Annotated in this window: 23 protein-coding genes and 3 pseudogenes; 21 read left to right on the top strand and 5 right to left on the bottom strand. The window is 67.3% G+C overall.

Features of this window, described 5'->3' with window-relative positions:
* Positions 1–518 precede the first annotated feature (518 nt).
* The 3 genes from AB0367_RS36115 to AB0367_RS36105 all read left to right on the top strand — a co-directional run bounded on the left by AB0367_RS36115 (position 519) and on the right by AB0367_RS36105 (position 2,871).
* Positions 519–1,298 carry an aldolase/citrate lyase family protein gene (locus AB0367_RS36115; RefSeq protein WP_366231014.1) on the top strand — a complete coding sequence of 260 codons (780 nt, stop codon included), beginning with the start codon at positions 519–521 and terminating at the stop codon, positions 1,296–1,298.
* A gap of 218 nt (positions 1,299–1,516) precedes the next feature.
* A complete protein-coding gene (locus AB0367_RS36110; protein WP_366231024.1) occupies positions 1,517–2,014 on the top strand; it encodes a transposase family protein in 498 nt (165 codons plus the stop codon).
* Positions 2,015–2,367: 353 nt separating this feature from the next.
* Positions 2,368–2,871 carry a MarR family transcriptional regulator gene (locus AB0367_RS36105; RefSeq protein ID WP_366231013.1) on the top strand — a complete coding sequence of 168 codons (504 nt, stop codon included), beginning with the start codon at positions 2,368–2,370 and terminating at the stop codon, positions 2,869–2,871.
* A gap of 15 nt (positions 2,872–2,886) precedes the next feature.
* Here AB0367_RS36105 and AB0367_RS36100 read toward each other — a convergent pair whose 3' ends face one another.
* Complete coding sequence (locus AB0367_RS36100; RefSeq protein WP_366231012.1) at positions 2,887–3,138, bottom strand: hypothetical protein; 252 nt, start codon at positions 3,136–3,138, stop codon at positions 2,887–2,889.
* 413 nt (positions 3,139–3,551) lie between these two features.
* Here AB0367_RS36100 and AB0367_RS36095 point away from each other — a divergent pair, with 413 nt between their 5' ends.
* From AB0367_RS36095 to AB0367_RS36025, 15 genes and pseudogenes are all read left to right on the top strand, one after another.
* Positions 3,552–4,619: an LLM class flavin-dependent oxidoreductase gene (locus AB0367_RS36095; protein ID WP_366231010.1), complete on the top strand. Its 1,068-nt coding sequence runs from the start codon at positions 3,552–3,554 to the stop codon at positions 4,617–4,619.
* Positions 4,620–5,015: 396 nt separating this feature from the next.
* Complete coding sequence (locus tag AB0367_RS36090) at positions 5,016–6,254, top strand: amidohydrolase family protein (RefSeq protein WP_366231009.1); 1,239 nt, start codon at positions 5,016–5,018, stop codon at positions 6,252–6,254.
* 166 nt (positions 6,255–6,420) lie between these two features.
* Entirely contained in the window at positions 6,421–6,609 is a 189-nt protein-coding gene (locus AB0367_RS36085; RefSeq protein ID WP_366231008.1) for a hypothetical protein, read from the top strand.
* A 59-nt stretch (positions 6,610–6,668) separates the two neighbouring features.
* Positions 6,669–7,319, top strand: a complete 651-nt coding sequence (locus tag AB0367_RS36080; protein WP_366231007.1) for a hypothetical protein — start codon at positions 6,669–6,671, stop codon at positions 7,317–7,319.
* A gap of 768 nt (positions 7,320–8,087) precedes the next feature.
* A pseudogene (locus tag AB0367_RS36075) lies at positions 8,088–8,255 on the top strand (hypothetical protein); the annotation flags it as partial.
* A gap of 199 nt (positions 8,256–8,454) precedes the next feature.
* A complete protein-coding gene (locus tag AB0367_RS36070) occupies positions 8,455–9,309 on the top strand; it encodes a hypothetical protein (RefSeq protein ID WP_366231006.1) in 855 nt (284 codons plus the stop codon).
* 38 nt (positions 9,310–9,347) lie between these two features.
* The gene (locus tag AB0367_RS36065; RefSeq protein ID WP_366231005.1) at positions 9,348–10,607 is read left to right on the top strand and encodes an amidohydrolase family protein; all 1,260 of its coding nucleotides are present in this window, start codon (positions 9,348–9,350) and stop codon (positions 10,605–10,607) included.
* A gap of 31 nt (positions 10,608–10,638) precedes the next feature.
* Positions 10,639–10,840: pseudogene (locus AB0367_RS36060) on the top strand (IS630 family transposase); the annotation flags it as partial.
* Between the two features lie 46 nt (positions 10,841–10,886).
* A pseudogene (locus AB0367_RS36055) lies at positions 10,887–10,991 on the top strand (transposase); the annotation flags it as partial.
* A gap of 1 nt (position 10,992) precedes the next feature.
* A complete protein-coding gene (locus AB0367_RS36050) occupies positions 10,993–11,970 on the top strand; it encodes a transposase (RefSeq protein WP_366231004.1) in 978 nt (325 codons plus the stop codon).
* 10 nt (positions 11,971–11,980) lie between these two features.
* Complete coding sequence (locus tag AB0367_RS36045) at positions 11,981–12,922, top strand: LLM class F420-dependent oxidoreductase (RefSeq protein ID WP_366231003.1); 942 nt, start codon at positions 11,981–11,983, stop codon at positions 12,920–12,922.
* A 351-nt stretch (positions 12,923–13,273) separates the two neighbouring features.
* Positions 13,274–14,830: an ABC transporter substrate-binding protein gene (locus tag AB0367_RS36040; RefSeq protein ID WP_366231002.1), complete on the top strand. Its 1,557-nt coding sequence runs from the start codon at positions 13,274–13,276 to the stop codon at positions 14,828–14,830.
* Between the two features lie 251 nt (positions 14,831–15,081).
* Positions 15,082–16,074, top strand: a complete 993-nt coding sequence (locus AB0367_RS36035) for an ABC transporter permease (RefSeq protein ID WP_366231001.1) — start codon at positions 15,082–15,084, stop codon at positions 16,072–16,074.
* Positions 16,071–18,056, top strand: coding sequence for a dipeptide/oligopeptide/nickel ABC transporter permease/ATP-binding protein (locus AB0367_RS36030; protein ID WP_366231000.1), 1,986 nt, complete (start codon positions 16,071–16,073; stop codon positions 18,054–18,056). Before AB0367_RS36035 ends, AB0367_RS36030 begins: the two co-directional genes overlap by 4 nt.
* Entirely contained in the window at positions 18,053–19,096 is a 1,044-nt protein-coding gene (locus AB0367_RS36025; protein ID WP_366230999.1) for an ABC transporter ATP-binding protein, read from the top strand. The genes AB0367_RS36030 and AB0367_RS36025 overlap by 4 nt, the downstream gene beginning before the upstream one ends.
* Before the next feature lie 61 nt (positions 19,097–19,157).
* Here AB0367_RS36025 and AB0367_RS36020 read toward each other — a convergent pair whose 3' ends face one another.
* Positions 19,158–20,087, bottom strand: a complete 930-nt coding sequence (locus AB0367_RS36020) for an alpha/beta hydrolase (protein WP_366230998.1) — start codon at positions 20,085–20,087, stop codon at positions 19,158–19,160.
* 162 nt (positions 20,088–20,249) lie between these two features.
* Between AB0367_RS36020 and AB0367_RS36015 the strand changes: the two genes are divergently transcribed.
* From AB0367_RS36015 to AB0367_RS36005, 3 genes are all read left to right on the top strand, one after another.
* The gene (locus AB0367_RS36015) at positions 20,250–21,503 is read left to right on the top strand and encodes an amidohydrolase family protein (RefSeq protein WP_366230997.1); all 1,254 of its coding nucleotides are present in this window, start codon (positions 20,250–20,252) and stop codon (positions 21,501–21,503) included.
* Entirely contained in the window at positions 21,451–22,407 is a 957-nt protein-coding gene (locus tag AB0367_RS36010) for a hypothetical protein (protein ID WP_366230996.1), read from the top strand. Before AB0367_RS36015 ends, AB0367_RS36010 begins: the two co-directional genes overlap by 53 nt.
* 212 nt (positions 22,408–22,619) lie before the next feature.
* On the top strand, positions 22,620–23,690 hold the full coding sequence (locus AB0367_RS36005) for an IS630 family transposase (protein ID WP_366230995.1): 1,071 nt from the start codon (positions 22,620–22,622) through the stop codon (positions 23,688–23,690).
* Between the two features lie 274 nt (positions 23,691–23,964).
* On the opposite strand, the gene AB0367_RS36000 is transcribed toward AB0367_RS36005, so the two are convergent.
* The 3 genes from AB0367_RS36000 to AB0367_RS35990 form a co-directional block, all read right to left on the bottom strand.
* A complete protein-coding gene (locus tag AB0367_RS36000; RefSeq protein ID WP_366230994.1) occupies positions 23,965–24,855 on the bottom strand; it encodes an IS3 family transposase in 891 nt (296 codons plus the stop codon).
* A complete protein-coding gene (locus AB0367_RS35995; protein ID WP_366230993.1) occupies positions 24,852–25,151 on the bottom strand; it encodes a transposase in 300 nt (99 codons plus the stop codon). Before AB0367_RS35995 ends, AB0367_RS36000 begins: the two co-directional genes overlap by 4 nt.
* Before the next feature lie 32 nt (positions 25,152–25,183).
* Positions 25,184–25,635, bottom strand: a 452-nt coding sequence (locus tag AB0367_RS35990; protein WP_366230992.1) for a transposase, incomplete at its 5' end; no start/stop codon positions are given.

Below are 25,635 nucleotides of genomic sequence, written 5' to 3'. Positions count from 1 at the left end.
GACGTCACCGTGCAGGTGGACACGGGATGGGATATCAACAAAGATGTTGACTACCGAGGTTGGTCCCATTCGGTCGCCGCTGAGCTCACTGCTGGAATCGATCTAGATTCGGTTGTCCTACCAGTGCGACAACATCTAGTTCCAGCGTTGTTGCACACGAGAGACGGTGAAGCTGTTGCTCGCAATCCCGCGGTCCCGGTCCTGTGGAGAGGAGTGTCAATAAATGGCTAACACGGCAGCTCTTCGACTCGATGTGTCCGACGAGGTGATGGCGCAGCGGCTGGCTGAGCACGCCGACGTGGCGGAGGACGACGTGAGGAGGCCGGAGTCGAACGTTGGGAGCGACTCGCGGAGGTATCGGCAGCACGTGAATCAGTCGCACCTGGGAGCGGATCTCGACTTCCCGGTCGGTCGACGCAGCAGTGGCGTCGGCCGACCAGCGCACTAGGGGCACCGGCCGGAGGCCGCGACAGTCAAGGGCGCCCGGAGCGCCGAGCAACGGAAACGGAGAACGCGAAATGAACGGTGTCGAGTTGCGCGATGCCCTGCACGCCGATCGACCTGCCCTCGGAGCCTGGTCGACCACGGGAAACCCGTTCTCCATCGAATGCATGGGAGCAGCGGGATTCGACTTCCTGCTCATCGACCTCCAGCACAGCTCGATCGACGTCCGCACAGCCGAGGAGGCGCTGCGTGCGGCGCAGCTCAGAGACTGCGCGACGGTCGTCCGGCTACCGGGGCTCGACCCGTCCTTCGCCGGGAGGGTCCTCGACCTCGGGGCGAATGCGCTCCTCTTTCCGACCGTCGAATCGGCGCGCCAGGCTGCCGACGCGGTCGCGGCGTGTCGCTACCCGCCGGCGGGAGTGCGGAGCTTCGGCCCGTTCCGCGCGTCGCTCGACCTCGGCCGCGAGCCGGCGGCTCTGACCGCCGGCGTGTCGTGCATGGTCATGGTCGAGACCGTCGCCGGCATCGAGGCCGTCGAGGAGATCGCGGCCGTTGACGGGATCGGCGCCATCTGGGTCGGCCCGAGTGACCTGGCGCTCTCGATGGGCCTTGCGCCATCGATGAGCCCGGTGCCCGGTGACCACCAGGAAGCTATCTCCCGCGTTCGCCGGGCTGCGAACGACGCTGGAGTCTTGGCTGGGATCCCGTGCCTGTCGGCCCAGGACGCGTGGGCTCGCTGGTGCGACGGCTTCCGGCTCGTGACGACGGGTTCCGACGTGCAGTACCTGCGGGCCTCGTCCGCCGCGGATGTCGTGACCTGGGGCCGGCTGACGGGCGGGGAGAGCCGCGGCTAGTAGTGCTTTGTTAGGTCTGTCGATGGTTGTTGCGGCGTAACGGTTTCACCGTTTGGTGGCAGGTGGGGCATGCGCCGGTCCAGGTCGGGGAGTGCCAAGATAACGGCTCTCGTGCAAAGACGATGGTCGAGGGCTGATCGAAGTGCGCTGATCATGGTGCGGCAGGGTAGGCGGTGCGCGTCGATCTGATCAAGGTGTTGTTCCCTGGCCTGGCGTCCATGCTCGTCGATGAGATCGTTGACCAGGGCGAGGTAGTCCGCATTCGGGCACGGACCCGCTCGAGGTGGATGGCCTGCCCTGACTGCGGACGACGAACCCGACGGGCGCATGCCTACCACGTGCGGCGTCTGGCGGACCTGCCGATCGGCGGCCGGGGTGTCGTACTCGAACTACGGGTGCGGCGTCTGGCATGCCGCAACAGCGCGTGCGCCAGGCGAACGTTCCGGGAGCAGGTGCCGCGGCTGGCCGCCCGGTGGGCACGGCGCACGCTCCGATCGACGTCGCTGATCGCAGGGATCGGAGTCAGTGTGGCGGGCCGGGCAGGGGCCGCACTGCTGTCCCGGTTCGGAACCCGGGTGTCGCGTTCGACGGTGCTGCGGCAGGCGGACCAGACGCCGGAACCGGGTGACCCACTCCAGGCAGCCTTCGACGACGTACCGATACCGGCCGAGCCGGGCCGATGGGGTGCGTGCCGCGGTGCTCGAGGCGATCGGTGATGCTGTCCCACGCGTAGAAGTTCAGCAACCGCCGGCTACGGCAGCGAACGGGTCTGGGCCGTCGAAGACTGCGGCATCACCCCGGTGCGCCAGCCGGTCGGCCGGCCCCGCAAGCGGCCCGCGAAGCTGCATCCGTCGATCGGGTCCGACTTGCCGTAGGCGCGGGCTGCGTCGCGGACGTGGGCCATGAGCTTCGGCCCCGTGAGGTCCCCCTTTACCGCCCGCACACAGATGCCTCATCATGAAGAACCTAGCGGCCAAAGATCGCTAGCCGGCCCGGTTCGGCGCGGGCGGCTGCGCGGGCCCGACTCATCGCGACCGGGGGCGGTGTTCTCGTGAGTAGTGTTCCTGTCATGGAGAGCCGGGACTATTCATCCAACAAGGTCGCCACCGCACTGGCCGGGTCTATGGTGCGGCTGCAGGCTCGCATTCGCCGCGAGGCCTCCGACCTGGCCGGCGAGTGGAGCTGGCCTCAGCTGATGACGCTGGCTCGCATCATCGATAAGGGGCCGACCACCGTGAGCGAGCTGGCGGATGCCGAGCACGTCCGGCCCCAGTCGATGGCCGAGACGGTAACGGCGCTGAAGAAGGCGGGACTGGTCGCGTCCCAGCGCGATCTCCATGACCGTCGGCGGATGCTCATCACGGCGACGGCGCAGGGCAAGAGGATTGCGCGGGAGCTGACGGAGGCCCGTGAGCACTGGCTGGCCGAGGCCGTCGACTCGGTGACCGAGCCGGCCCAGCGCCGGCTCCTCTGGGACGCCGCGGAGCTGATGCACCAGCTGGCCGACGAGGGCGTGCCCTCGCCGAACAAGGCGCCGCGCCGGGGGAAGGAGCAAGGGCGTAGCGCCGGGTAGCGACGAGATCGAGAGTCACGAGATCGAGGTGGGCTCCAATGCCCGCACGTGGTCTTCGAGCATGTCCTGGAAGCGCCGGTGCGTCTGGATCTCGCGCAGGTGGCGCTCGACGATCGCCGCCACGTCTCCCTCGAGGTGCCACTGGGTCCACCACGTGGCGAGGTCGGGCTCGGGTGCGCGCATCTGGGCGGAGATCGCTGTCGCGAAGGAGCTCGAGCTGATCCGTTGACGAACGGTCAGCGCGAAGTCCGATTCGGGGAACTCCACGAGGATGCGGCATCCGGAGCAGGACACCGTCGGCGTCTGTGCGTCATCGCGCCCCAGGGCGCTTGCGAGACATGCGGCGAGGCCACCTGGTCGGCGCGATCCGAGGTGGGGGCGGCGCGACCGAGCTGCTCACCGTGCCCTACCGCCGTCCGACGACATCGTCATGATCCTGCCGCTCGTCCTGGACGCGCGACTCTTCGACTTCGGGGTCATCGCCACCTCGATCCCTCCGGTTTCTCCCTGTCGCAGATGGGCTACCCGAGGACAATGCTCAGGTGGCCTGAGTATCGCACAGGCACATCGCATTTCAACAGAGATGTTGACATTCGCCAGCCTCCGCTCATAGCCTGCGGACACGAACCACTGGACTGACGCGCGCCGACGGGCGTCAAGCGCGGAGAGAGCGAGCGACAATGAAGACCGGGTTGAGCTTCTTCTTCATGGCAACCGACCGTGACGGCACTGACCAGGAGATCTACCGCGAGGAGCTTGCGCTGGCCGACCTGGCCGAGCCGCTCGGCTTCGACTCCGTCTGGGGGGTCGAGCACCACTTCACCGAGTACTCGATGATTCCGAACCCGATGCAGTTCCTGTCCTACATGGCGGGCCGGACGAAGCGCATCGACCTCGGCTCGATGGTGATGGTGCTCCCGTGGCACAACCCCGTCCGCCTCGCCAGCGAGATCGGGATGCTCGACAACCTGTCCGAGGGGCGCTTCCAGTTCGGGATCGGCCGTGGACTCGGCCGGCTCGAGTTCGAGGGGCTCGGGGCCAGCATGGACACCTCGAGGGAGGTGTTCGACGAAGCCGCCGAGACGATCCTGGCCGCGCTCGAGAGCGGCTTCGTGGAGGCAGACGGCGAGTTCGTCCGCGCTCCCAAGCGAGAGTTGCGCCCCCGGCCGACCAAGACGTTCCGTGGTCGAACCTACGGCGCCGCCGTCTCGCCCGAGTCCGTGCAATCCATGGCGCGGCACGGTGCCGGCCTCATCATCATCCCCCAGAAGCCGTGGGACACGGTGGCGGGCGAGCTTGAGTTGTACCGCGAGGCGTTCGCTCAGCACCACCCGGACCGCGAGACCCCGGCGCCGATCGTGGCGTGCCACGTCTACTGCGACAGCGATGCCGGACGCGCGGCCGAGCGTGGCCCGATGTTCAACCAGGCCTACTACCACCGCGTGATGGATCACTACGGCCTGTCGGGTGACGGCTTCGAGAAGCAGAAGGGCTATTCGTACTACGCGTCGGTCGCCAGCCGGATCAACAGGTCCGGGAAGGACGACGCCGCCGACTTCTACTCGAACCTCCATGTCTACGGCACCCCGGAGCAGTGCCTGGAGAAGATCGAGTGGATCAAGAACACGGTCCAGTGCGACACCTTCCTCAGCTTCTTCTCCTACTCCGGGATGCCGTTCGAGGAGTCGCGCCGCAACCTGGAGCTGTTCAGCGAGAAGGTGCGCCCTGTCATCCAGGCGATGGACTAACGCGACCGAGCCACCAACCCGCGCCCAGGGCGCATCTCCACGGGCAAGGAATTCTCATTTGAGCACCACGGCGGCACCGAGCATCGACAAGAGGACGACAGCGTCCGTCATCGGCGACCTGGCCGCGGCAGACCCGTCCCGGACCGCGCTGGTCGACCAGGTACGGCAGCTCACCCGCCAAGTCCGGGTCTGCGCTCCACCGCCGACGGATCCGCCGAGCGATACCAATGTTCAACGTAGCCGTTGACGTTCCGAGATGCCCGGAGTAGCGTCACCAACTCTGGGCCGTCGACCCGGGCCCACGTGAGTCGCTCCGGGCCCCGCGCCCGCCATCGCCGAATTCGTGCCAAGAGTTCGCTCCACGCACGGCCCGATCTCAGATCAGGGAGCCTGAGAATGACGACCACCCAGGAAGCACCCAGCACTGTTGACCTGCTCGACCTCACGATCGATGTCGATGCGCACGAGATGGCGCCCTCGCACCTGTGGGGCGAGGTCTTCGGCGAAGCGGCCGGTCGGATCGCCGGCCTCGCGATCCCGGTCCTGAAGAAGACCGGGGCCAACGACTTCTACAACCCCGATGTCTGTGCCGACGACGCCGAGGCCAACGAGCACAACGTGTGGAACATCCGCGGCACCCGGGCGCCGGGCTCGTTCGACATGAGTCGACGGCTCGAGGTCATGAACATCATGGGCATCAAGCGCCAGCTGGTGTTCCCGAGCTTCGCCCTCTTCGCCGTGCATCTCTACCAGGGCAACGAGGCGATGCTTCGCGACCGGTACGGCCTCACTCTGCCCGAGGAGGAGATCCGCGCGCTCGGCCTGGCCGGGATGAACGAGTACAACGACTGGGCCGTTCGGATGACGGCGCTCGATGCCGACCGCATCCGCCCCGTCGCATACGTGCACCCGGGGGACGACGTCCAGGAGCTGGTCGAGCGCGTCAAGGACCTGCTCGACCGCGGCATCCTGGCCGTCAACCTGCCCGCGGGGCAGCCGCTCGGGGGCCGGTCGCCGGCCCACCCGGACCTCGATCCCTTCTGGGCGATGCTGGCCGAGCGTAACATCGCCTTCGTCTCCCACGTGGGAGGAGAGGGCGGATTCCTCGGTTCAGCGGCCTGGAGCCGCGGAGTCCCAGCGTTCAAGCCCGGCAAGGTCGAGAGTCATGAGCTGGGCTCGGACCCGTACGCCTTCTCGACGATGTCCCTCGCGATCCAGAACTACCTGACCGTGATGACTCTCGGCGGCGTCTTCGAGCGCCACCCGACGCTGCGGTTCGGCGCCATCGAACTGGGCGCGGGCTGGATCGGCCCGCTCGCGGACAACCTCGACATGTGGGCCCGCGACGTCTACGCGACCCGGATGAAGCCGTTCATCTCGAAGCTCCCGTCGGAGTACTTCGCCCGCAACGTCCGGGTCACCCCGTTCAACAACATCGAGCACATCGACCACTACATCAAGCAGTACCCGCACCTCAGCACCTCCTACTGCTACTCCACCGACTACCCGCACATCGAAGGTGGCATGGACAGCAAGCGGAGGCTGTACGAGAAGGTCGCCCCGCTCGGTGAGCAGGTCACCCAGGACTTCTTCGTCAACAACGGCGACCTGCTTCTCCCGCCGCTGAACGCCTAAGAGTTGAGTCGTATGTGGTCGAGGCGGTGGTTGTAGATCGTGGTCACGGCGGCGACGTCGGCGGCGGGACCTGTCGTACGTGAGTTCTATACCGACGATTTCAGTGCTCATCCACGCCTCCACTTGGGTCGTTGAAGGCGTCACCGTGACGAAGGTGTAGATCAGGTTGTCGGGGGACAACGGGGACACCGTCGCGAATGCCGGCTCGGCCGACACGCCGTTGACCATGTCGATGATCGAGTGCGTCCCCGAGTCCGGCTGCGCCGCGACGAGGATGTCCGGGGCGATCGGCACCGGCCTGGACTTGCGCTCCAGCCGGCAGCGTCGCCTGGCGCGTGACCGTGATCACCTCTGAGGCGAGGTAAGCGGTGACGCGCGCCCGTTGACGGACTGCTGATTAGCTATCTTACCCGGGTGGATTTCCAGGTCTTGGAAGGTGCGCTCGTTGAGGTGCCGACGACCGACGTCACGGGCATGGACCGGCGTGCGTTCGGGGAGTTCGTCGGGCCGCGTGGTGAACTGGCCTCGTACGCCTTCGGTTGGACCACCGGCTCCGACCCGCACGTCGCCCGCCTGTCGATCGGAATCGGCGCCGGCAATCCCGGCGGTGGCAGGTTTCACGCCATTGTCTTCGTAAATGAGGACGGCCATGCGTTCTCGCTTACCGACGAGCCATTCGAGCGGGTACCGCAGGGCGGCCCGGACCTGACCGCGGACCAGGCACGCGCCCATGAAGATCTGCCGTTCGTCTGGTGGGTCACCGACCACGTCATGCAGCACGATCGTCGGGCCTGGTGGATGCGGCACTGGCTTCTCGAGACCACCTGCATCCAGACCCTCGAGGTCTTCGATCACCGAGAGCCCATCCTGCTCGTCAGCCACGAAGCCGACGACGGCATGTGGCAGCTCATCGGCGCATCCGACGCGAACAGCAGCACCGGCAAGATCGGGCATCTGCACCACGCCGTCGACGAAGACCAAAGCCTGATCGACGTGCTCGACCTGCCGCCAGGGCGCAGTGCGGTACGAGCGGCCCTCGGCAAGCCCTGGACCGGCCGCCACTAGTACCCTCATGGCCGCAAGCCGGTCGCTACGGAGCGTAATGGCGAGTTCGGTCCCGGCTCACGGACATACCGAGATCCGCGCGTTCCGTGGTTGGGTGGAACCGAACGGAGGCAGCATCAGGTCTCATCCGACATGATGACCCGATTTTGGCTTGGCTCGGTGTTGATGAGGGCGTCCCTGACGGTCCTGACGGTATGCGGGGCCACACTCGAACCGGCCACCGCAGGATCAGTTGGGACCGCTGAACCCTAGCCGGGTACATCGTCACAGACGAGCCCGGGTGGCGATGCTGCTGTCTGGGATCTCAGTCCGGGCCACAGCCTGCAGAGATCGTCCACGAAGTTCAACGCCCTCGTTTCGCGACTGGGCTGCAACAGCGGGGTCACGGGACGGGTCTTAGCCCCGGAGCTTCACATGAGCGAGTCTGAGGTCGTCGTGACTTTCAACGTCGCTCCCAAGCAGCCCGGTGCCCTAACGTGCCCCGGCAACGATCAAGTTTCTTACGAGGTCGATCTCGGTGAGCCGCTGCGCGGCAGAGCGCTGGTTTGATGGCCAGTGTCTGGCCGGCGGGGAAGCGGTGACCACGTCCTTCTGCGCCACTGGCCCGACGCGCTTCAGGCCGTAATGCCCATTGGGGCGTTCCTCCTGGCGTCCCTCAATGCACTGGCATGCCGCGATCCGGGCGCTACGCATCGTGTGGCCCTGCTGGCGGCTCGATGTGCGGATCTGCTTGATGAGTGTGCGTGTTGGCTATAGGACGAGGTCGCGAACGCGGTCCCTTTCCTCGCCTCGGAGCTCGGCTCCTACGTCACCGGACAGACCCTCCTGCTCGACGGCGGTCTGTCGCTGACCTCTAGCGTCGGCGCCCTGCAGCGGCAATTTTTCAACAGAATTGTTGACTACCGATCGGCTCCGGAGGTACGTTACTTCAGGTAACCTGAGCATTGGGTGATCGTGATCACCTCCATTGAATCAAGGGAGGGCTTCCTCCGATGCGACATCCCCGCCGTCGGCGTGAGCCGCGATGCCATCCCGCCGCCGCACGCCGAAGCGCCGACCTGATGCCACGTCCGGGCAGTCACTGACACCGAACGAGCACCGACCGTACCCGTGGGAAGCGAACCTGGAGGACCAAATGCACGTGACGGACACCGAGCAGCTGGAGTGGAGGACCGTCGCGGTCAACGCTCGCACCGGCGAGGTACAGAACAAGTACATCCGCGAGGGAGAGATCCTCCCCGGGGTCGGCTACGCCTCGGATTGCTACAACTATGTCGGGGGGGCCAACCCGTTCACCGCTCCGCGCCACCGGCACGACTTCGAGCAGATCCGGATCTCGATGACCGGCGACCAGGACTTCGGCAACGGCCAGGTCACGGAGGAGGGGTGGATCGCCTACTTCCCCGCCGCGGCCTACTACGGCCCCGAGTTCATCAACGGTGCCTCGATCTTCCAGATCCAGTGGAGCGACCACTGGGTGTCTCGTTCGCTCCACGAGAGCACCTACGCCGAGCTGTCGAAGACGGGCCGGTTCGAGGGCGGGAAGTACGTCACGGTCGGTCCTGATGGGGAGGAGCACACCCGCGACGCGTTGAACGCCATCTGGGAGCACGTCTACAAGCGTCCGTCATCCTTCCCGCCGGCGCGCTACCCCCAGCCCGTCCTGATGAATCCCGACGCGTTCGAGTATCAGCGGCTCGACGATGCGATCTCGACGAAGGTGCTTGGCCGATTCACCGAGCGCGACATCACGATTACCAAGATCCGCTGGGACGAGACCGCCGCCTGGACCCTGTCGGCCGACCGCACCTACTGCGTCTTCACCACCACCGGGGACATCGTCGTCGGTGATCAGGAGTATGGGTCCCACACGGTCGTGTGGTCCGACTGGGGTGATGCCGACCAGATCGTCGGCCAGCGCGGCGCCGAGGCGCTGTGCATCGCCTTCCAGACGATCAACTTCGCCCCCGACCTCTCCGACCGCGCCTGAGTGCGCCCACATCAATCGCCAAGTGAGGAGCAACTCCGATGGGCTTCATCGACGTCGACTCGCATGCGCTCGAGGTTCCAGCAACCTGGGACTACCTCGACCCGAAGGAAGAGCATTTCCGGCCTCAGGTCCTGACGTTCGAGGCGGGATCGGTCATCCGACTCGGCGCGCGGGCGAACAACACGGCCCTGCCGCGGACGCCCTCGCAGCTGTGGACCGCTGGTGACACGTGGGCCCGTTACACGCCTGCGCACGGGGCCATGTCGCCGCACGTGAACATGTACGACGCGGGCATGCTCGACCTCACTGACCCGGCGGCGCGCGTCGAGGCGCTCGACGCGCTTGGCATCGACGTCCAGGTCATCTTCTCGACGTTCTTCATCGGCGCCGAGTTGGACAACCCCCTCGAGGAGGCCGCGCTGACGCGCAGCTACAACCGATGGGTCGGAGAGAGCCTGAGCGGCTACACCGACCGGCTCAAGTGGGTCGTCCGGCCGCCACTCCGACTGATGGACCGCGCGCTCCAGGAGTTGGAGTACGCGGCGAACCACGGCGCGGCCGGGATCCACCTCCGCGGCATCGAGCACGGCTACTACCTGTGCGACCCGTACTTTTTCCCGCTCTACGAGAAGGCCCAGGACCTCAACCTCGCCATCGTCGTGCACAACGGCGCCACGATCCGCAAGGGTCCGGCGACGCCCATCGGCAACTTCACGCCGCACCCGCCGGCGCTGATGGGCCAGCTGGTGAACCTCATGTACGCGTTCCACGCGGTTCTGTCCTCCGACATCCCGGAGCGGTTCCCCCGCCTGCGCTGGGGGTTCATCGAGGGCGGAGCGACCTTCACTCTTCCCGTGATGCACCAGCACGCCCGACGCGACATGAGCATCGGTGTCACCCCGTTCCTCGACGCCAAGCCGGTGCACCCCGAGGACATCGAGCGGATGAACGTGTTCGTCGCCGTCGAGACCGACGAGGATGTCCCGTACCTGGCCAACGCTCTCGGTGAGCAGTCCCTGATCGTGGGCACCGACTTCGGCCACAACGACCTCGGCACGGAGCTCGGCGCCCACCAGACCATTCTTGAGCGCCAGGACGTCAGGGACTCGCTGGCCCAGAAGATCGTCAACGACAACGGCAGGGCGCTGTACGACATCGACCCGAAGTTCCAGCCGGCGCCCGCAGAGCCGGCCTTCGAGGACATTCCGCACGTTCATGCTGCTGCCGGCGGCCCCGCAATCGTCGTCCCGACCTGGGTCCGCGACAAGAAGCGGATCCAGCGGTCGGCGACGGTCTGAGCGCACACCTAGTGTCCGCGCCGTAAATTTGACGATCGGGCGGATCTGGAAGGACCTCGAGCTCAAGCCGCACCTAAGCGACGGGTTCAAGCTGTCCACGGATCCCCTGTTCGTGGACCAAGGTCGTCGACGTGGTGGGCCTCTATCACAACCTGCCGGAGAACGCGGTCGTGTTCTGCGTCGATGAGAAAAGCCAGATCCAGGCTCTGGACCGGCCCCAGCCGGTGCTGCCCGAACGTGGTCCGTTGGGCGGCGCAGACGACGGACCCAGCGGCGTACGTGATCGAGGATTCGGGGTTCCCGAAGGACGGCACCGCGTCGCCGTGTGTGGCCCGGCAGTACTCCGGCACCCTGGGCAAGACCGGCAACTGCCAGATCGGGGTGAGTGTCCAGTTGGCGACCGACACCGCGTCGGTGGCCGCGGACTGGCGGCTGTTCTGCCTGGCGTCCTGGGACGACACCACGATCAGCGACCCGGACCGGGCGGCCGCGGTCCGGCAGAAGCGGGACCGCGGCCGGCATCGACGAGGGCGTGCGGCACCGGGAGAAGTGGCGCCTGGCGTTGGACATGCTCGACGAGATGATCAACAGGTGGGGACTGCCGGAGCTGCCGGTGGCTGCGGACTCCGGCTACGGCGACTGCACCGTGTTCCGGCTCGGGCTGGCCGAACGTGGCCTGCGCTACGCGGTCCAGGTCGACCCGGATGCCACCGCCCATCCCGGCGACGCGGCGCCGGTCACCCCGCCCTACACCGGCCGAGGCCGCCCGCCCAAGCCCGCCTACCCCGACCCGCCGGCCACGTTCAAGGACCTCGTCCTGGCCGCCGGTCAGGCCGGCGCACGGCGGGTGACCTGGCGCCGTGGCAGCCGACGCACCAGCAGTAACCCGACCGCGGCGATGCGCTCACACTTCCTGCGCCTGTGGGTCCAACCGGCCAACCGCGACATCCCCCGGAGCCCGGACGGCACCCTGCCCGAGGTATGGCTGATCGCCGAATGGCCACCCGGCGCCGCCGAGCCGGTCAAGTACTGGCTGTCCAACCTCGACACCCGCACCTCACTGAAGACCCTGGTCCGCCTCGCGAAGCTCCGCTGGCGGGTCGAACACGACTACCGCGAACTCAAGACCGGCCTCGGGATCGACCACTTCGAAGGCCGCAGCTTCGTCGGCTGGCACCGCCACGTCACCCTCGCCGTGCTCGCCCAAGCGTTCTGCATCCTGCTACGCCTCGACCCAAAAAGCCGATGCGCCGGCCTGACCCTCTACGCCGTGCTCCGTGAGCTGCAACAACTGCTCACCGTCATGGCCGGCGCAGGGCAAACCTGCAAACGCCCATACGACAACGTAACAAAGTACTACTAGGTGGGGAGAGATGTCTCTTAGTTTCGGTACGACCTATCCGACGATGGATCTCGGGACCGAGCCCGCCGTTCTCGCGGCCTGGGCTCGGGGGCTCGAGGAGATCGGGTTCGACGAGATCTACCTTCCGGAGCATGTCGTCGGGATCAATGTGCAAGAGCGACCGGACTGGGAGCCCCTGAACCCGAACACGCTGCAGACGGGAAAGCCGCTCTACGACCATCGGACGCCCTTCCTGGAGCCGTGTGTCGCGATGGGCTTCCTGGCCGGCGTCACCGAGCGGATCACGCTTACGAGCGGCATCATGGTGGCCCCGCAGCGACAGACCGTGCTCATCGCCAAACAGATGGCGATCGCTGACGTGCTGAGCAAGGGCCGGGTCCGGCTCGGGGTCGGAGTCGGCTGGAACGACGCCGAGTTCGAGGCGCTCGGCGCCAGCTTCAAGCAACGCGGCAAGCGGATGGACCAGCAGATCGAGCTCTTGCGGCGGCTGTGGACTGAGGAGTCGGTGACCTACCGCGGCGACTTCGACGCGGTGACCGCCGCCGGCATCTGTCCGTTGCCGGTCCAGCGCCCGATCCCGATCATCACCGGCGGAGACTCGGAGCCCGCACTCGAGCGCGCGGCGCGGACGGCGGACGGTTGGTTCATCACCAGCGACGTCTCCAAGGCCGGCGATCGAGTGCGCCGGTACTGGGAGCGTGTCGACGAGCTTGGCCGGCGCGACGCCCCGTCGTTGACCGGGACCATCTACCTCGCCGCACGCCAGCCGGAGGAGCTCGTCGAGGACGTCGAGAGGTGGGCCCGGCTGGGCGCCACGCACCTGAACATCCGGACGTCGACCTACCCCGTCCAGCTCGTCGGGGGCGAGATCGTCCGTAAGGCTGACGTCGACACCCACCTGAGCGCGCTCGACACCATCCGAACGACCTGGCTCGGTCGCAGGGCAGCTTGACCGAGCCGGGTTCCCACGTCCGTGGTCGGCCGCCCCGAGGCGACCGCGGACCTCTCATCATGCCTGGGTACGACACGTCGAGAGTGTCGTGCCCAGGCATGCCGTCATCCCCGGTCCCGGCGCCCGGACGGGTTCAGTTTCCGTCGTGTCGCAGGGGCCTTCACGTGCTCTCACGGGCAGCCCGAAACGGCAAAAATTTGTTCAACATGAGTGTTGCAAAGCGATGTGACCCGCGATTACAGTCCTCGTTCATCGGCCGAGCACGTGCCGCGGCCGCAACCTGGAGGCTCAGGAAAGATGACAACTCCCCAGATCCTGCGGAAGCGTGCTCGGGGTGCCGTTTGTGCTGCTTTGGCACTCGCAACCGTGCTCACGCTCGCCGCCTGCGGCGGTGGCTCCGGTAGCAACAGCTCCAGAGACAACACCCTGCGCATCGGGTTCGCCCTCAACCAGCGCGCGACTCTGAACCTCGACCCGCGCCTCAGCTCGAGCACCGGCGAGATCTACGTGCTGTCCGCGCTCTACTCGCCGCTGATGCGGTACGTGGCGTCGTCGCATAGCTATACGCCCTACCTGGCGACCAAGGTCGCCGAGGTCGACAACAAGACGATCGCGGTCGAGCTCCGCCCGGGGCTCAAGTTCTCCGACGGCAGCGACCTCACAGCCGAGGACGCCAAGGCGACCTTCGAGAGCATGGCGAAGAACATGGTCGCCGGGAAAGCCGGCGGCCTCAACCCCGGGATCGCCCAGCTCGACAACGTCGAGGTCACCAGCCCGACCTCGTTCGTGATGCACTTCAAGAGCCCTGCCGTCGGCTTCATCTACGACATGCTGTCGGGCCGCGAGTCCTACATCGTCCCGTCCCAGGCGACCGCCGACCAGAACACCAAGCCGGTGGGCAGCGGGGCCTTCAAGCTGAAGAGCTTCGTGCCGGGCTCGAAGATCGAGATGGTCAAGGCCGACACCTTCTTCGATGCGGCCAACGTCAAGCTCGACGGCCTGACCTTCATCAGCGTCGACGAGGGCAACGCCATGCTGAACGCGCTGCGGGCGCACACGGTCGACATCGGTGCCGGCTCCGCCTTCGGCGGCCTCGACCCGAGCAGCTTCAAGACGCTCTCCGGCGACTCGCGCTTCGGCACGCTCACCTACCCGAGCGAGAACTTCGCTTACTTCGACTCGTGCAAAGCGCCCGGGTACGCGATGAACAACCTGAAGCTGCGCCAGGCGCTCGTCTACGGCACCGACCGCCCGGCTCTCGCCGAGGCGATCTACGGCAGCAAGGACCTCCGGGCCATCCAGATCTGGCGTCCAGGCAGCCCGTACTACGACCAGTCGATCGACGACGACTTCGCCTACAACCCCGAGAAGGCGAAGCAGCTGCTGGCCGAGGGCGGCGTGAAGGAGGGGCAGAAGCTCAAGCTCATCCTGACCCCGATCGACCCCGCCGGCCAGCCGCTGTCGCTGGTCCTCAAGGACCAGTGGGCCAAGATCGGGATCGACCTCGAGGTCTCCGTCGGCGACATCGTCACGGACCACTACGTGCCGGCCTCGGAGCACAAGACGAAGTACGATGCCTCGCTCAGCGTCCTGTCGCGCGAGCCGTCCCAGCGCCTGTCGATCAACTTCACGCTGAACACGATCCGCAACATCTGCAACTACAACGATCCCAAGATCCTCGCGATGATCGACAAGCTGCAGGCGATCTCGCCGAACGACCCGGCCGCGCCGGCGGCGTGGGCCGAGGCGAGCCGGTATCTCGCGGAGACCGGGGCGCTCCTCCCGCTGAGCGGTCGCCCGACCCTCGCCGGGTGGGACAAGAAGCGCGTCGACGGGGTCAGCGAGGAGACCCTCGGCCGGTTGGCCGTGGACTCCATCCAGTACGAGAAGCTGTCGATCAAGAACTGAACGCCGTGGACGAGCCGCCGCAGAAGCGGCTCGTCCACGCGCCCCGGCGCGGTCCATCGTGACCGACGGAGCGCGCCGGGGCGCGGCCCCATGACAGGCCGGAGTGGGTGGCCCGGCACCGCGGAGGACGCCGTGCCGGGCCACCCATTCCTGGATCCCAACGCCCGCGAGCACACTTCGCCGTCAACGTCAACGTTGACATAGCTGATGAGCTGCGTCACAGTCGACGCGAGGCGTGGAGGTAGACCCTGATGCTCAATCTGATTGCCCGGCGACTGGCTGCGCTCATTCCGACGATCTTCATCGTCACGGCGGCGGTCTTTGCGCTCTCCCTCGGCATCGGCATGGACAAGGCCGCCGGCGTCCGCGCCGGGGACAACCCGTCCGTCGAAGCCATGATCAAGGCCAAGGAGATCCTCGGCCTGGACAAGCCCGTGACCACGCGGTACGTCGAGTGGGTCGAACGGGCGGTGCAACTGGACTTCGGCCGCTCGTTCGTGAGTCTCGAACCCGTGGATGCCGAGGGCGGCGGAACCACCCTGCGAGGCATCTCGGTGCGAGAACACATCGCGACCGTGTTCCCGCGGACGTTGTCCGTGACGCTCATCGCCGCCCTCTTCGCGCTGCTGATAGGGATTCCCGTCGGCATCATCGGGGGAGTGTGGCCAGGGACGATCGTCGATCGGACCTCCGCCATCGGCGCCATGATCGGGCTCGCGGTACCGAGCTTCTGGCTGGCCATGCTCCTCGTGTCCTGGCTCGCCGTCGGTCTCGGGGTCCTCCCAGCGGTAGGATACGAGACGGTGGCCGACGGCGGACTCTGGGGCTGGTTCAAACACCTTATCATTCCGGGATTCGCGCTCGCGCTGGGCCCGTCCGCCATGATCGCCCGCCAGATGCGTGCCGGTCTGTCGGACGTGATGGGCTCGCCCTACATCCGGACTGCGTGGGCGAAGGGCGCGTCCCTGCCGCGGGTCATCTTCCGCCACGCGCTTCGCAACGCGACCTCCGCGCCGCTGACCGTGTTCGCGCTCGCGATGACCCAGCTGCTCGGTGGCGTGGTCATCGTCGAGTCCCTGTTCGGCATCGACGGCATGGGACGCCTCATTGTCACCTCGGTACGAAGCAACGATGTCCCGATGCTGCAAGGAGTCGTCATGGTCTTCCTCCTCTTCACGGTCACGGTCAACCTCCTCACGGACATCGCGTATGGATTCCTCAACCCGAAGGTGAGGCCCGCATGAACAAGCGCCTTGCCTCGATGCGATCGAAGATCGCTCCCGCGGCCGGTGCCGCCGCGACGACGCCGTCCTCGCCCGCACGCAAGAGCGTGCGCAAGAAGTTCATGCGCGATCGGTTCGCCGTGGTTGCGCTGATCTACCTCGTCCTGCTCGTCCTTGTCGCCGTCTTCGCGCGCCTCCTCACGCAATGGCAGACCGAGCAGCTCAACGCCGGCGGCACCGGGCCCTTCACCGGGCCGTCGTGGGATCACCTGCTCGGCACCGACAACCTCGGGCGCGACAACGCGACACGCATCTTCGCGGGTGCGCGATTCGCGCTCCGTGACGCCATCCAGGTCTCAGCGATGACGCTGGCGATGGGCATCCCGGTGGGGCTGGTGGCGGGCTACCGCGGTGGATGGGTCGACACGATCATCATGCGGTTGACCGACGCCATCCAGAGCATCCCGGCCATCGTCCTCATCCTGGCCGTCGCGCAGGTCAGCAACCAGAGCCTGCAGTGGGTCCTGCTCGCCATCGCCTTCGGGTTCGTGCCGACCATCGCCCGGCTGGTGCGGAGCTCGACGCTCGCGGTCCGACAGGAGTCCTTCGTCGAGGCCTCGCTCGTGGCCGGCACGCGGGAGCGCTGGATAGTGCTGCGGCGCATCCTTCCGAACGTGCTCTCGCCGATCATCGTCCAGGCGACGATCATCATGGGTGCGGCCATCTTCATCGAGGCCGCCCTCGCGATCATCGGTGTGGGATATCCCGTCGGCAGTGCTGCCTGGGGGGCCATGCTGAACGACGCGTTCACCACCGTGTCGTCGAGCTTCTGGAACATGCTCGTTCCCGGCATGGCGATCGCCGTCACCGTCCTCGCCTTCAACCTGGTCGGCGACGGCCTCCGCGACGCGCTGGGGGTCGACCGGTCCAGCCTCTACGGTCGAAAGACGCGGATGGGCCTGACCCAGGCGAAGCACCTGCGGAAGCGGGGGCCTCGGGCTGCCTCGGAGCACTCCTCGGACAATCTCCTCGAGGTGCGGGGCCTCAGCATCGAGGTGCAGAGCGGCGATGACTGGATCCCTGCGCTCGACAACGTCAGCTTCTCCATCAAGCCCGGCGAGGCAGTGGGTCTCGTCGGCGAGTCCGGCGCGGGCAAGACCCTCACCTCGATGGCGGTCATGCGGCTCCTGCCGAGCCCGCCCTACCGCATCGTTGGGGGCGAGATCGCGCTCGAGGGGCGCGACATCCTCCGCATGTCCTTCGACGAGGTGCGGGGGGTTCGCGGACGCGAGATCGGCATGATCTTCCAGGACCCGATGCTCGCTCTCAACCCGGCCTACACCGTCGGCAGGCAGATCGCGGAGGCGATTCGGCTTCACGAGGACGTCAGCAAACACGTCGCAGAGAAGCGAGCCATCGACCTTCTCGAGCGAGTGGGCATTCCCGACCCTGCCCGTCGCGCCAAGGCCTACCCGCACGAGTTCTCCGGCGGGATGCGGCAGCGGGCGATGATCGCCATGGCGCTGTCCTGCTCGCCGAAGCTGCTCATCGCGGACGAGCCGACGACGGCGATCGACGTCACCGTCCAGGCCCAGATCCTCGACATGCTTCGTGACCTGCGCAAGGAGATGGGGCTGTCGGTGCTTCTGGTCACCCACGACCTCGGTGTCGTCGCCGAGTTCTGCGACCGGGCGGTCGTCATGTACGCCGGGCAGATCGTCGAACAGGCCGACACCCGCAGGATCTTCGCCGACCCGGTGCATCCGTACACGCGTGGGCTCCTGAGGTCGGTGCCGCGGATGGGTGCGGCCAAGCAGGACTTCGACCCCATCACGGGCCAGGTGCCACCGCTGCACGCCATGCCGGCGGGCTGTCGGTTCCACCCGCGGTGCGACGTGGCCATGGCAGAGTGTGCGAACGAGCCGATCCAGCTGCAGTCCCGCGGTGACGCGGCCGCACGGTGCATCCGCGCCTGGGACAACGAGCGTGAGGCAGTCGGATGAAGCAGGAGCAGGTGCCGGCACTGGAGTTCGACGCTGTCAGCAAGGTCTTCCCCGTGCGAAGTCCTCTGCTCGGGCGGAGGATCGGTTCGATCCACGCGGTCGACAGCGCCTCCCTTCAGATCGCCCCAGGTGAGACGGTCGGTCTCGTAGGAGAGTCCGGATCAGGCAAGTCCACCCTTGGCCGGCTGGCCGTCGGCCTCGGAGCGCCCACCTCCGGAAGGGTCCTCCTCAGCGGGCGGGACGTCAGCAGGCTCAGCCCCTCGCGCTGGCGTCCTCTCCGCAACCAGTCGCAGATGGTCTTCCAGGATCCGTACTCCTCCTTCGACCCGCGCGCGTCGGTCGGTCAGGCCATCGCCGAGCCGCTCAAGGTGCACACCGACCTCGATCACCGTGCGATCGTGAGCCGGGTGCACGACCTGCTCGGTCAGGTGCAGCTGCCCACCAGCTATGCGGAGCGCTATCCGCACGAGCTGTCGGGCGGTCAGCTGCAGCGGTTGGCACTGGCTCGCGCCCTCGCGGTGAACCCCAAGCTCATCGTCGCGGACGAGCCGCTCAGCGCACTGGACGTGTCGACCCAGGCGCAGGTGCTCCGACTGCTGGAGGACCTCCAAGCCGAACTTGGCGTCGCCTACCTCTTCATCTCGCACGACCTGGCGCTGGTGTCGCACATCAGTCACCGCGTCGCGGTGATGTACCTCGGCCGCATCGTCGAGCTGGGGCCCGGGGACAAGGTCATCAGCAGTCCGCAGCACCCGTACTCGCAGGCCTTGCTGTCGGCTGTGCCGGTGCCGAATCCGGCCCAGCGTCGTCGGGAGCGGATCGTCCTGCGCGGCGATCCGCCCAGTCCGGCCAACCTCCCCTCGGGATGCAGGTTCCATACCCGGTGCGCCCACGCGATGGACGTCTGCAGGGACACCGATCCGCGTGCCCTGACGGTCGGCCAGGTGGCGGTGGCGTGCCACCTTTATGGCGATGCTGCCGCGGAGGCCTCCGCCGGTCCGGGCGGTACGTCGTCCGGCACCGCGTCCGCGCCGAGGTAGACGCTCTGCCTGCTGCTGTCCCGAAGGGTCCGCCAGCTCCCGCGGGCGGACCCTTCGTAGGTCAGCGGGCGTGGACTCGACGGACGAGCTCGAGCACGGCCCGCGCGAACTCGCGAGGCCTCTCCTGGGGAAGGTTGTGGCCGGCGCCCGCGATCACCCGAGTCGAGGAGTCCGCGCCGAGATCGGCTCCGCGCCCCACCGGTGCGGCGGTGCCGGCGGCCCCGACGACGTCGAGCGCCGGCACGCGGATCGCCGGCGTGCGCGCGAGCCTCTGGGCGAGCGCCGCGTAGCGCGGATCGCCGGCGGCGACCCCGTGGCGGTAGCGGTAGCTGTGGACGACGGTGTCCACCCAGTCGGGGTTGTCGAACGACGCTGCCGTCCGGGCGAACTCCGCGTCGGTGAAGCGCCAGGTGGGGGACCAGTCGCTCCAGAGCTGGCGGGTCAGCTCTCTGCGGTGGCGGGCCAGGCCCCTGCGCCCGCGCTCGGTGAGGAAGTAGTACTGGTACCAGAGCGCCGCCTCGGCCCGCGGAGCGACCGGGTGCGCCGCCCGGGCCAGGTCGTGGATCTGGTTCCCGCCGACCGACACCACGCCCGCGCAGCGGTCGGGCCACAGGGCGGCGAACGCGCACGCCGCACGCGCTCCCCAGTCGAAACCCGCCACGACCGCGGTGTCGGCGCCCGAGGCATCGACGAGATCGAGCACGTCCGAGGCCAGCGCCGCCTGCTCCGCGGAGCGGACGGTCCGGGCGTCGGCATAGCGGGTCGGGCCGTACCCGCGTAGGAAGGGCACCACGACCCGGCAGCTGGCGTCGGCGAGGAGGTGCGCGACCTCGGCATAGGCGCGCACGTCGTACGGGAAGCCGTGCAGGAGTACGACGAGCGGGCCCCGGCCGACCGCGAAGTACCCGATTGTCAGGGCCTCGGTCTCGAGGCGGCGCAGGGTGCCGAGCTCGGGATCGTCGAGGTTCGTCGTCGCCACCATGTCATCCATGCAGTCCCTCCAAAGTTTGTCAACATCGCCGTTGACTCTAGTGGGGAAGGTGAATAACCTCACGGAGATCGAGTGTTCAGGCAGTGCGGGAGTGGGGCGCCTCAGTATCGGGCACTCGCCGCTCCCAACTGCTAGATCTTGGAGATGATGTCGGTGAGCAGAATGACCGTGATCTCGAGCGATGGTCACGTGGCCGCGCGGATGCGCGACTACCGCCCGTACCTGGACCCGGAGTTCCGTCAGGATTTCGACGACTTCCTCGGTGAGTATGAGAAGCATGGCGTCGGCACTGTCGACTCCACCAGCATCACGGATCGTCTCGATCCCGACGTGGCCGAGAGCTGGAAGCGTGACGTCGCCGACCCGGGTCGCCTGGACGCGATCTGGAGTCCGGAGCGTCGTATCTCGGAGCTGGGCCGTGAGGGCATCACCGCCGAGGTGCTCTTCCAGGACTTCGCGACCCCGTTCCTGATGAGCTCGCCCACGCGCGCCGCGACGAACAACCTCGCCGACGCCAGCGTCGAGCAGATGAGTGCCGGCTACCGCGCCTACAACCGCTGGGTGGCCGACTTTCGGTCGGCCGCCCCTGAGCGTTGGATCGGCATGGCGGCCATCAGCTTCCATGACGTCGACGCCGCGGTTCGGGAGATCCACGCTGCCCGGCAGCTCGGTTGTGGCGGCATCGCCGTCCCCGCCGTCCCCGACACCGAGCGCCTCTACCAGGCGGAGTACGACCCGATCTGGGCCGCCATGGAGGAGCTCGGCCTCGTCGCGAACATCCACGTCGCGATCGCGAACCGCGTCCCGACCTACATCGACGCGCCCACCCTGACGTCCGGGCGGGCGATGGTCGGTGCCGACATCTTCACCGGCGCTCGCAACCTGCTGCCCACCCTCATCTTCGGTGGGGTGCTCGAGCGGTACCCCGCCCTGAAGGTCGTGTTCACCGAGACGCACTCGGACTGGGTCCGCGGTGCCCTCCTGCGGATGGACCACGCCTACCACCGCAGCGACCTCAGGCGCGACATCCGCGACGTCATCCCGCAGCCGCCGAGCGAGTACTGGAACCGCCAGTGCTACCTCGGCTCCTCCATCTTCTCGCGAGCGGAGGTGGCCGCACGCGCGTCCATCGGCGTCGACAAGATGATGATCGGCATGGACTTCCCGCACAGCGAGGGTGCCTGGCGTCACGGCACGCTCAACTACCTGCAGGCCACGTTCGGCGCCGAGGGCGTGCCGGAGGCGGAGGCCCGGCGCATGCTCCACGGCAACGCGGCCGATATCTACGGCTTCGACCTTCTGGCGCTGGACCGGATCTCGGCCGAGGTCGGACTCGAAGTGGACGCGGTGCTGACGCCGCCGAGTGCGCAGGCCCAGTTCCGCGGCGACCTCAATCGCCCCCTCATCCCCGCCTGAACGCATCGAAATCCACGTTCCACCTGAGGAAGAAGGGCCAGGCACCATGCAGATTGTCGAGACAGACCAGGCTCCGTGGGAGCTGATCGTTCCGAACACTCGCGGAGGTGACATCTACCGCAAGGTCATTCGGGCCGCCGAGGGCGGCGACCGCGTGTCCTATGACGTGCGCATCGAGCGCTTCAGCAAGGGAGACCTCGCCTACACCTCGATCCGCCACCGCCATGACTTCGAGCAGCTCCGTTTCGCGGTTAGCGGAAAGATGGATCTCGGTGTCGAGACCCTGGAGCAGGGAGAGGTCGGCTACTTCCCGGCCAATGCCTACTACGGTCCGCAGCGGTGCGAAGACGCGATCATCCTGATCGCCCAGTGGGGTGACCACTTCATCACCAAGAGCGACAGCGATCGGGCGGTGGCCGAGCTGGCGGCCACGGGCAAGTTCACCGACGGGATCTATCGCTCGGTCGACGCCGAGGGCAAGCCGTTCAACAAGGACCCCCTCAACGCCATCTGGGAGCACGTGTTCCAGCGCCCCTTCAAGCCTCAGCGGCCACGCTACAAGCAGCCGGTCGTAATGTCGCCGGGTGCCTTTGGATGGGACGACGCCGAGAGGCCGATCCGGTCGCGCCGGCTCGGCAGCTTCACCGAGAACGAGGTCGAGATCGAGTTCCTCTCGTGGATCGACGATGCAACCTTCGAGGGCCCGGCCGATGACGTGCGACCGACGCTGCTCTTCACCACCGTCGGCGAGTTCCGTCACGGCGAGCGCCTGTTCGGCTCGCTCACCGGAGTGTGGATCGAGCCGGGTGAGTCGGTCACGCTGGCCGCGACCGCGGGCAGTGAGCTGATGAAGGTGAAGTTCCCGGGCGCGGACAGTCGCATCACCCTCGCCACGACACCCTGACCCGCGTCGCCCGAGCGACTCCCTGCGCCCAGAGTCGCTCGCCCGGGTCGCTCGAGCTAGTGCCGCGTCCGGCCACGTTGGCCTCGTTGTGAGCGACACCCCGGTCCGGGTCCCACTGTGGCCGGGGTTGTCGTTTCAGGCTGTGGACTGTGGCGGAATGGGTGCGGGTTCGACAGATCGATGACGACGAGGGTCGACGGTTGCTGCGGATCGTGCGGCGTAGTTCGGGGTCTGTGGTGACCTGGCGGCGGGCGCAGATGGTTCTGCTCTCGGCGCAGGGCATGGACCCGGCCGGGATCGCCGAGGTGACCTTCACCAGTCCCGACCGGGTCCGTGACGTCATCCACAACTTCAACGCCGACGGGTTCGACTCGCTCTACCCCCGTTACCGCGGGGGCAGGCCGCCGACGTTCACCCTGCCGCAGCGGCGGGAGATGAAGAAGATCGCCAAGTCCAGGCCGGTCGAGCATGGCCTGCCGTTCTCGACCTGGAGTCTGGCCAAGCTGGCCGACCTCCTGGTCGCTGAGGGGGTGGTTGACGACATCAGCATCGAGGGGCTGCGGGAGATCCTGCGCGCCGAAGGGGTGTCCTTTCAACGGATAAAGACCTGGAAGCGCTCCCGGGATCCGGAGTACGCGGCGAAGCAGGCCCGGGTCGAGCACCTGTACGCCATCGCCGACGGCGAGGTCGTTCCCGAGCCCGGCGAGCCCAGCGTGGTGTTGAGCATGGACGAGTTCGGGCCGCTGAACCTGCAACCGCACCCCGGCCGGCAGTGGGCCGAACGAGGCGGCCGGCGCAAGGACCCGGACCGTGACCCGAGGCCGCGCCGGCGGGCCACCTACACCCGCCCGCACGGCGTGCGCCACCTGTTCGCCGCCCTGGACCTGGGCCGCAACGTCATGTACGGGCATGTCAAGAAAACGCAAGAAGCGTGCCCAGTTCCTGGAGTTCTGCCGTTACCTGCGCTCGCTGTACCGCCGAACGTGCGGATCGCGATCGTCCGTGACAACTACAGTCCACACCTGAGCACCCGGGCGGACACCTCCGTCGGGGACTGGGCAGCGGCCAACAACGTCGAGATCGCTTACACCCCAACGAATTCCTCGTGGTTGAACCGCATCGAGGCACAGTTCACCGCGCTGCGGTACTTCACCCTCGACGGCACCGATCACAGCAGCCACGCCGAGCAAGCCAGCATGATCCGCCGCTACATCGCCTGGCGAAACCGCAACACCGACAACCCACGCCTCCGCCGTATCGTCGAGAGGGCAAACGTGGCCTGACACGGCACTAGCTCCAAAATGCATCGTGATTGGGCGGGCGGCAGCGGGAGTGTCAAGATAACTTTTACAGTCCCCCGGCGCACCCGCAGCGACACGCGGCACCCTCGACTACCACCATGAGGGACAAAACGGTCAAGCCGAAACGAACGAGCGGGGATCAAAGCCCTCTGACGGATCGAGGTTGGCACGTACCGTTCCTTCCGGACTCACCGTCACCCTACTTGGGGACGTGTCCGGAGGTTCTGTCAATCCCCTGGAATCGTGGAGGACTCGGTTATGCGGCCTGGTCCTCCAGGACGCGGATGGTTGATCGTTCGTAGTCGATCGGTGAGCGTCCGTCGCAGACGGAGTGGCGTCGTCGGTGGTTGTAGAAGTCGGTGATCCAGGTGGCGATCTTCAGCCGGGCCTCGGCGCGGGTGCGGAACTGGTGACGGTGGACGTACTCGACCTTGATGGTGGAGAAGGTGGCCTCGGCCACGGCGTTGTCGAAGCACGACCCGACCCGGCCCATCGACTGGCGCACCTTCCAGCGGGCGCACGCCCGGGCGAAGTCGGCCGAGGTGTATTCGCTACCGCGGTCGCTGTGGAAGATCACTCCGGCGACGTCACCGCCGCGGGTGACCGCGGCCATGTTCAACGCGGCGACGACCAGCGCGGCGTCGTGGTGGGCGCCCATGGCGTAGCCGAGGATCCGCCGGGAGTACAGGTCGATGACGGTAGCGAGGTAGAGCTTGCCCTCGCCGGTGACGATCTCGGTCATGTCACCGCACCAGGCCACGTCCGGCGCGGGCGCGGTGAACTTCCGCTTGACCAGGTCCGGGGCGGCTGGCCGCTTGCCCTGCCGGGTCAGCCCACGCCGGCGTCGTCGCACTCTGGCGACGAGGCCCAGCTCGGCCATGAGCTGGGCGATCGTGTTGTCCGACACCCGCCAGCCCTGCTCACGCAGCTCGTCACCGATGCGCGGGCTGCCGTAGGTACCGCCCGAGGCCTCAAAGACACGCCGGACCGCGTCCGCCAGCCTGGCCCTACGGTCCTGGCGGGCTGTCGGCGGACGGTCCCGCCACTTGTAGAACCACGACTCGGACACCCCCAGGGCCCGGCAGGCCACCGCGTGCGGCACATCGTGCTCGGTCCTCTGGGAAGCGATGAAGGCGGCCACGCTCACCGGCCCGTCGCTTCCTTGACCCGCAGGACCACAGATCGCTTGAGGACATCACGCTCCATCGCCAGCTCAGCGTTCTCCCGCCGCAACCGCGCCAGCTCGGCCCGCTCGTCCTCAGCCAACTCCCCAGCGGCCGCCTCGCCACGAGCCGCACGATCCTGCTGCACCCAGTTGGCGAGGGTGCCGCTATTGATCCCCAGATCACGCGCTACCTGCGCGATCGACTTACCGGTCTCCCGCACGATCCGGACCGCGCCCGCGCGGAACTCCGGATCGAACCGGCGTCTCGTCTCAGCCATGAACCTCTATCCCTCAAGTCCTGGCCTCCACGTTACGAGGGGAACCGCGTTCCGGGGCACCTCACGTAGCTGCTGCCGATGCGGTGCAGGCCGTTACGTGCGGCGGTGTCGGCTTCGCTGATGTGTTCGGGGCAGAGGTTGGCCAGTTCGGTGGCTTTGAGGTTGCCCCAGACCAGTTCGATGGGGTTGAGGTCGTGGGCGTAGCCGGGCAGTTGTTCCACCACCAGCCAGTGTTGTTGGGTGGCCAGCCACTGCTTCATGTCCTTGGACCGGTGCGCCGACAGCCCGTCCCAGATCAGGGTGACCGGTCCGCGCAGGTGCCGGCGCAGCTCGGTGAGGAACCCGATGAGGCTTTCGGTGTTGTAGCTGCCCGGCTTGGTCTGGAACACCAGCTTGGCTCGGCTGCGGTCGGGCCGGTACGCCAGCACGCCGGCCATGGACATGCGGGTCCAGGAGAACCGGTGCCGCAGTACCGGGGTCTGCC

The organism is Dactylosporangium sp. NPDC051484, from assembly GCF_040689395.1.
GTDB lineage: Bacteria > Actinomycetota > Actinomycetes > Mycobacteriales > Micromonosporaceae > Dactylosporangium.
The sequence above is the reverse complement of the archived record's forward strand: the minus strand, read 5'-3'. Positions and strand labels throughout refer to the sequence as shown.

What these genes read in the sequence shown, in the direction of transcription:
- AB0367_RS36115 (WP_366231014.1), top strand. Translation starts at nt 519, where the DNA reads ATGAACGGTGTCGAGTTGCGCGATGCCCTGCACGCCGATCGACCTGCC.
- AB0367_RS36110 (WP_366231024.1), top strand. Translation starts at nt 1,517, where the DNA reads ATGCTCGTCGATGAGATCGTTGACCAGGGCGAGGTAGTCCGCATTCGG.
- AB0367_RS36105 (WP_366231013.1), top strand. Translation starts at nt 2,368, where the DNA reads ATGGAGAGCCGGGACTATTCATCCAACAAGGTCGCCACCGCACTGGCC.
- AB0367_RS36095 (WP_366231010.1), top strand. Translation starts at nt 3,552, where the DNA reads ATGAAGACCGGGTTGAGCTTCTTCTTCATGGCAACCGACCGTGACGGC.
- AB0367_RS36090 (WP_366231009.1), top strand. Translation starts at nt 5,016, where the DNA reads ATGACGACCACCCAGGAAGCACCCAGCACTGTTGACCTGCTCGACCTC.
- AB0367_RS36070 (WP_366231006.1), top strand. Translation starts at nt 8,455, where the DNA reads ATGCACGTGACGGACACCGAGCAGCTGGAGTGGAGGACCGTCGCGGTC.
- AB0367_RS36065 (WP_366231005.1), top strand. Translation starts at nt 9,348, where the DNA reads ATGGGCTTCATCGACGTCGACTCGCATGCGCTCGAGGTTCCAGCAACC.
- AB0367_RS36045 (WP_366231003.1), top strand. Translation starts at nt 11,981, where the DNA reads ATGTCTCTTAGTTTCGGTACGACCTATCCGACGATGGATCTCGGGACC.
- AB0367_RS36035 (WP_366231001.1), top strand. Translation starts at nt 15,082, where the DNA reads ATGCTCAATCTGATTGCCCGGCGACTGGCTGCGCTCATTCCGACGATC.
- AB0367_RS36030 (WP_366231000.1), top strand. Translation starts at nt 16,071, where the DNA reads ATGAACAAGCGCCTTGCCTCGATGCGATCGAAGATCGCTCCCGCGGCC.
- AB0367_RS36025 (WP_366230999.1), top strand. Translation starts at nt 18,053, where the DNA reads ATGAAGCAGGAGCAGGTGCCGGCACTGGAGTTCGACGCTGTCAGCAAG.
- AB0367_RS36020 (WP_366230998.1), bottom strand. Translation starts at nt 20,087, where the DNA reads ATGGATGACATGGTGGCGACGACGAACCTCGACGATCCCGAGCTCGGC.
- AB0367_RS36015 (WP_366230997.1), top strand. Translation starts at nt 20,250, where the DNA reads ATGACCGTGATCTCGAGCGATGGTCACGTGGCCGCGCGGATGCGCGAC.
- AB0367_RS35995 (WP_366230993.1), bottom strand. Translation starts at nt 25,151, where the DNA reads ATGGCTGAGACGAGACGCCGGTTCGATCCGGAGTTCCGCGCGGGCGCG.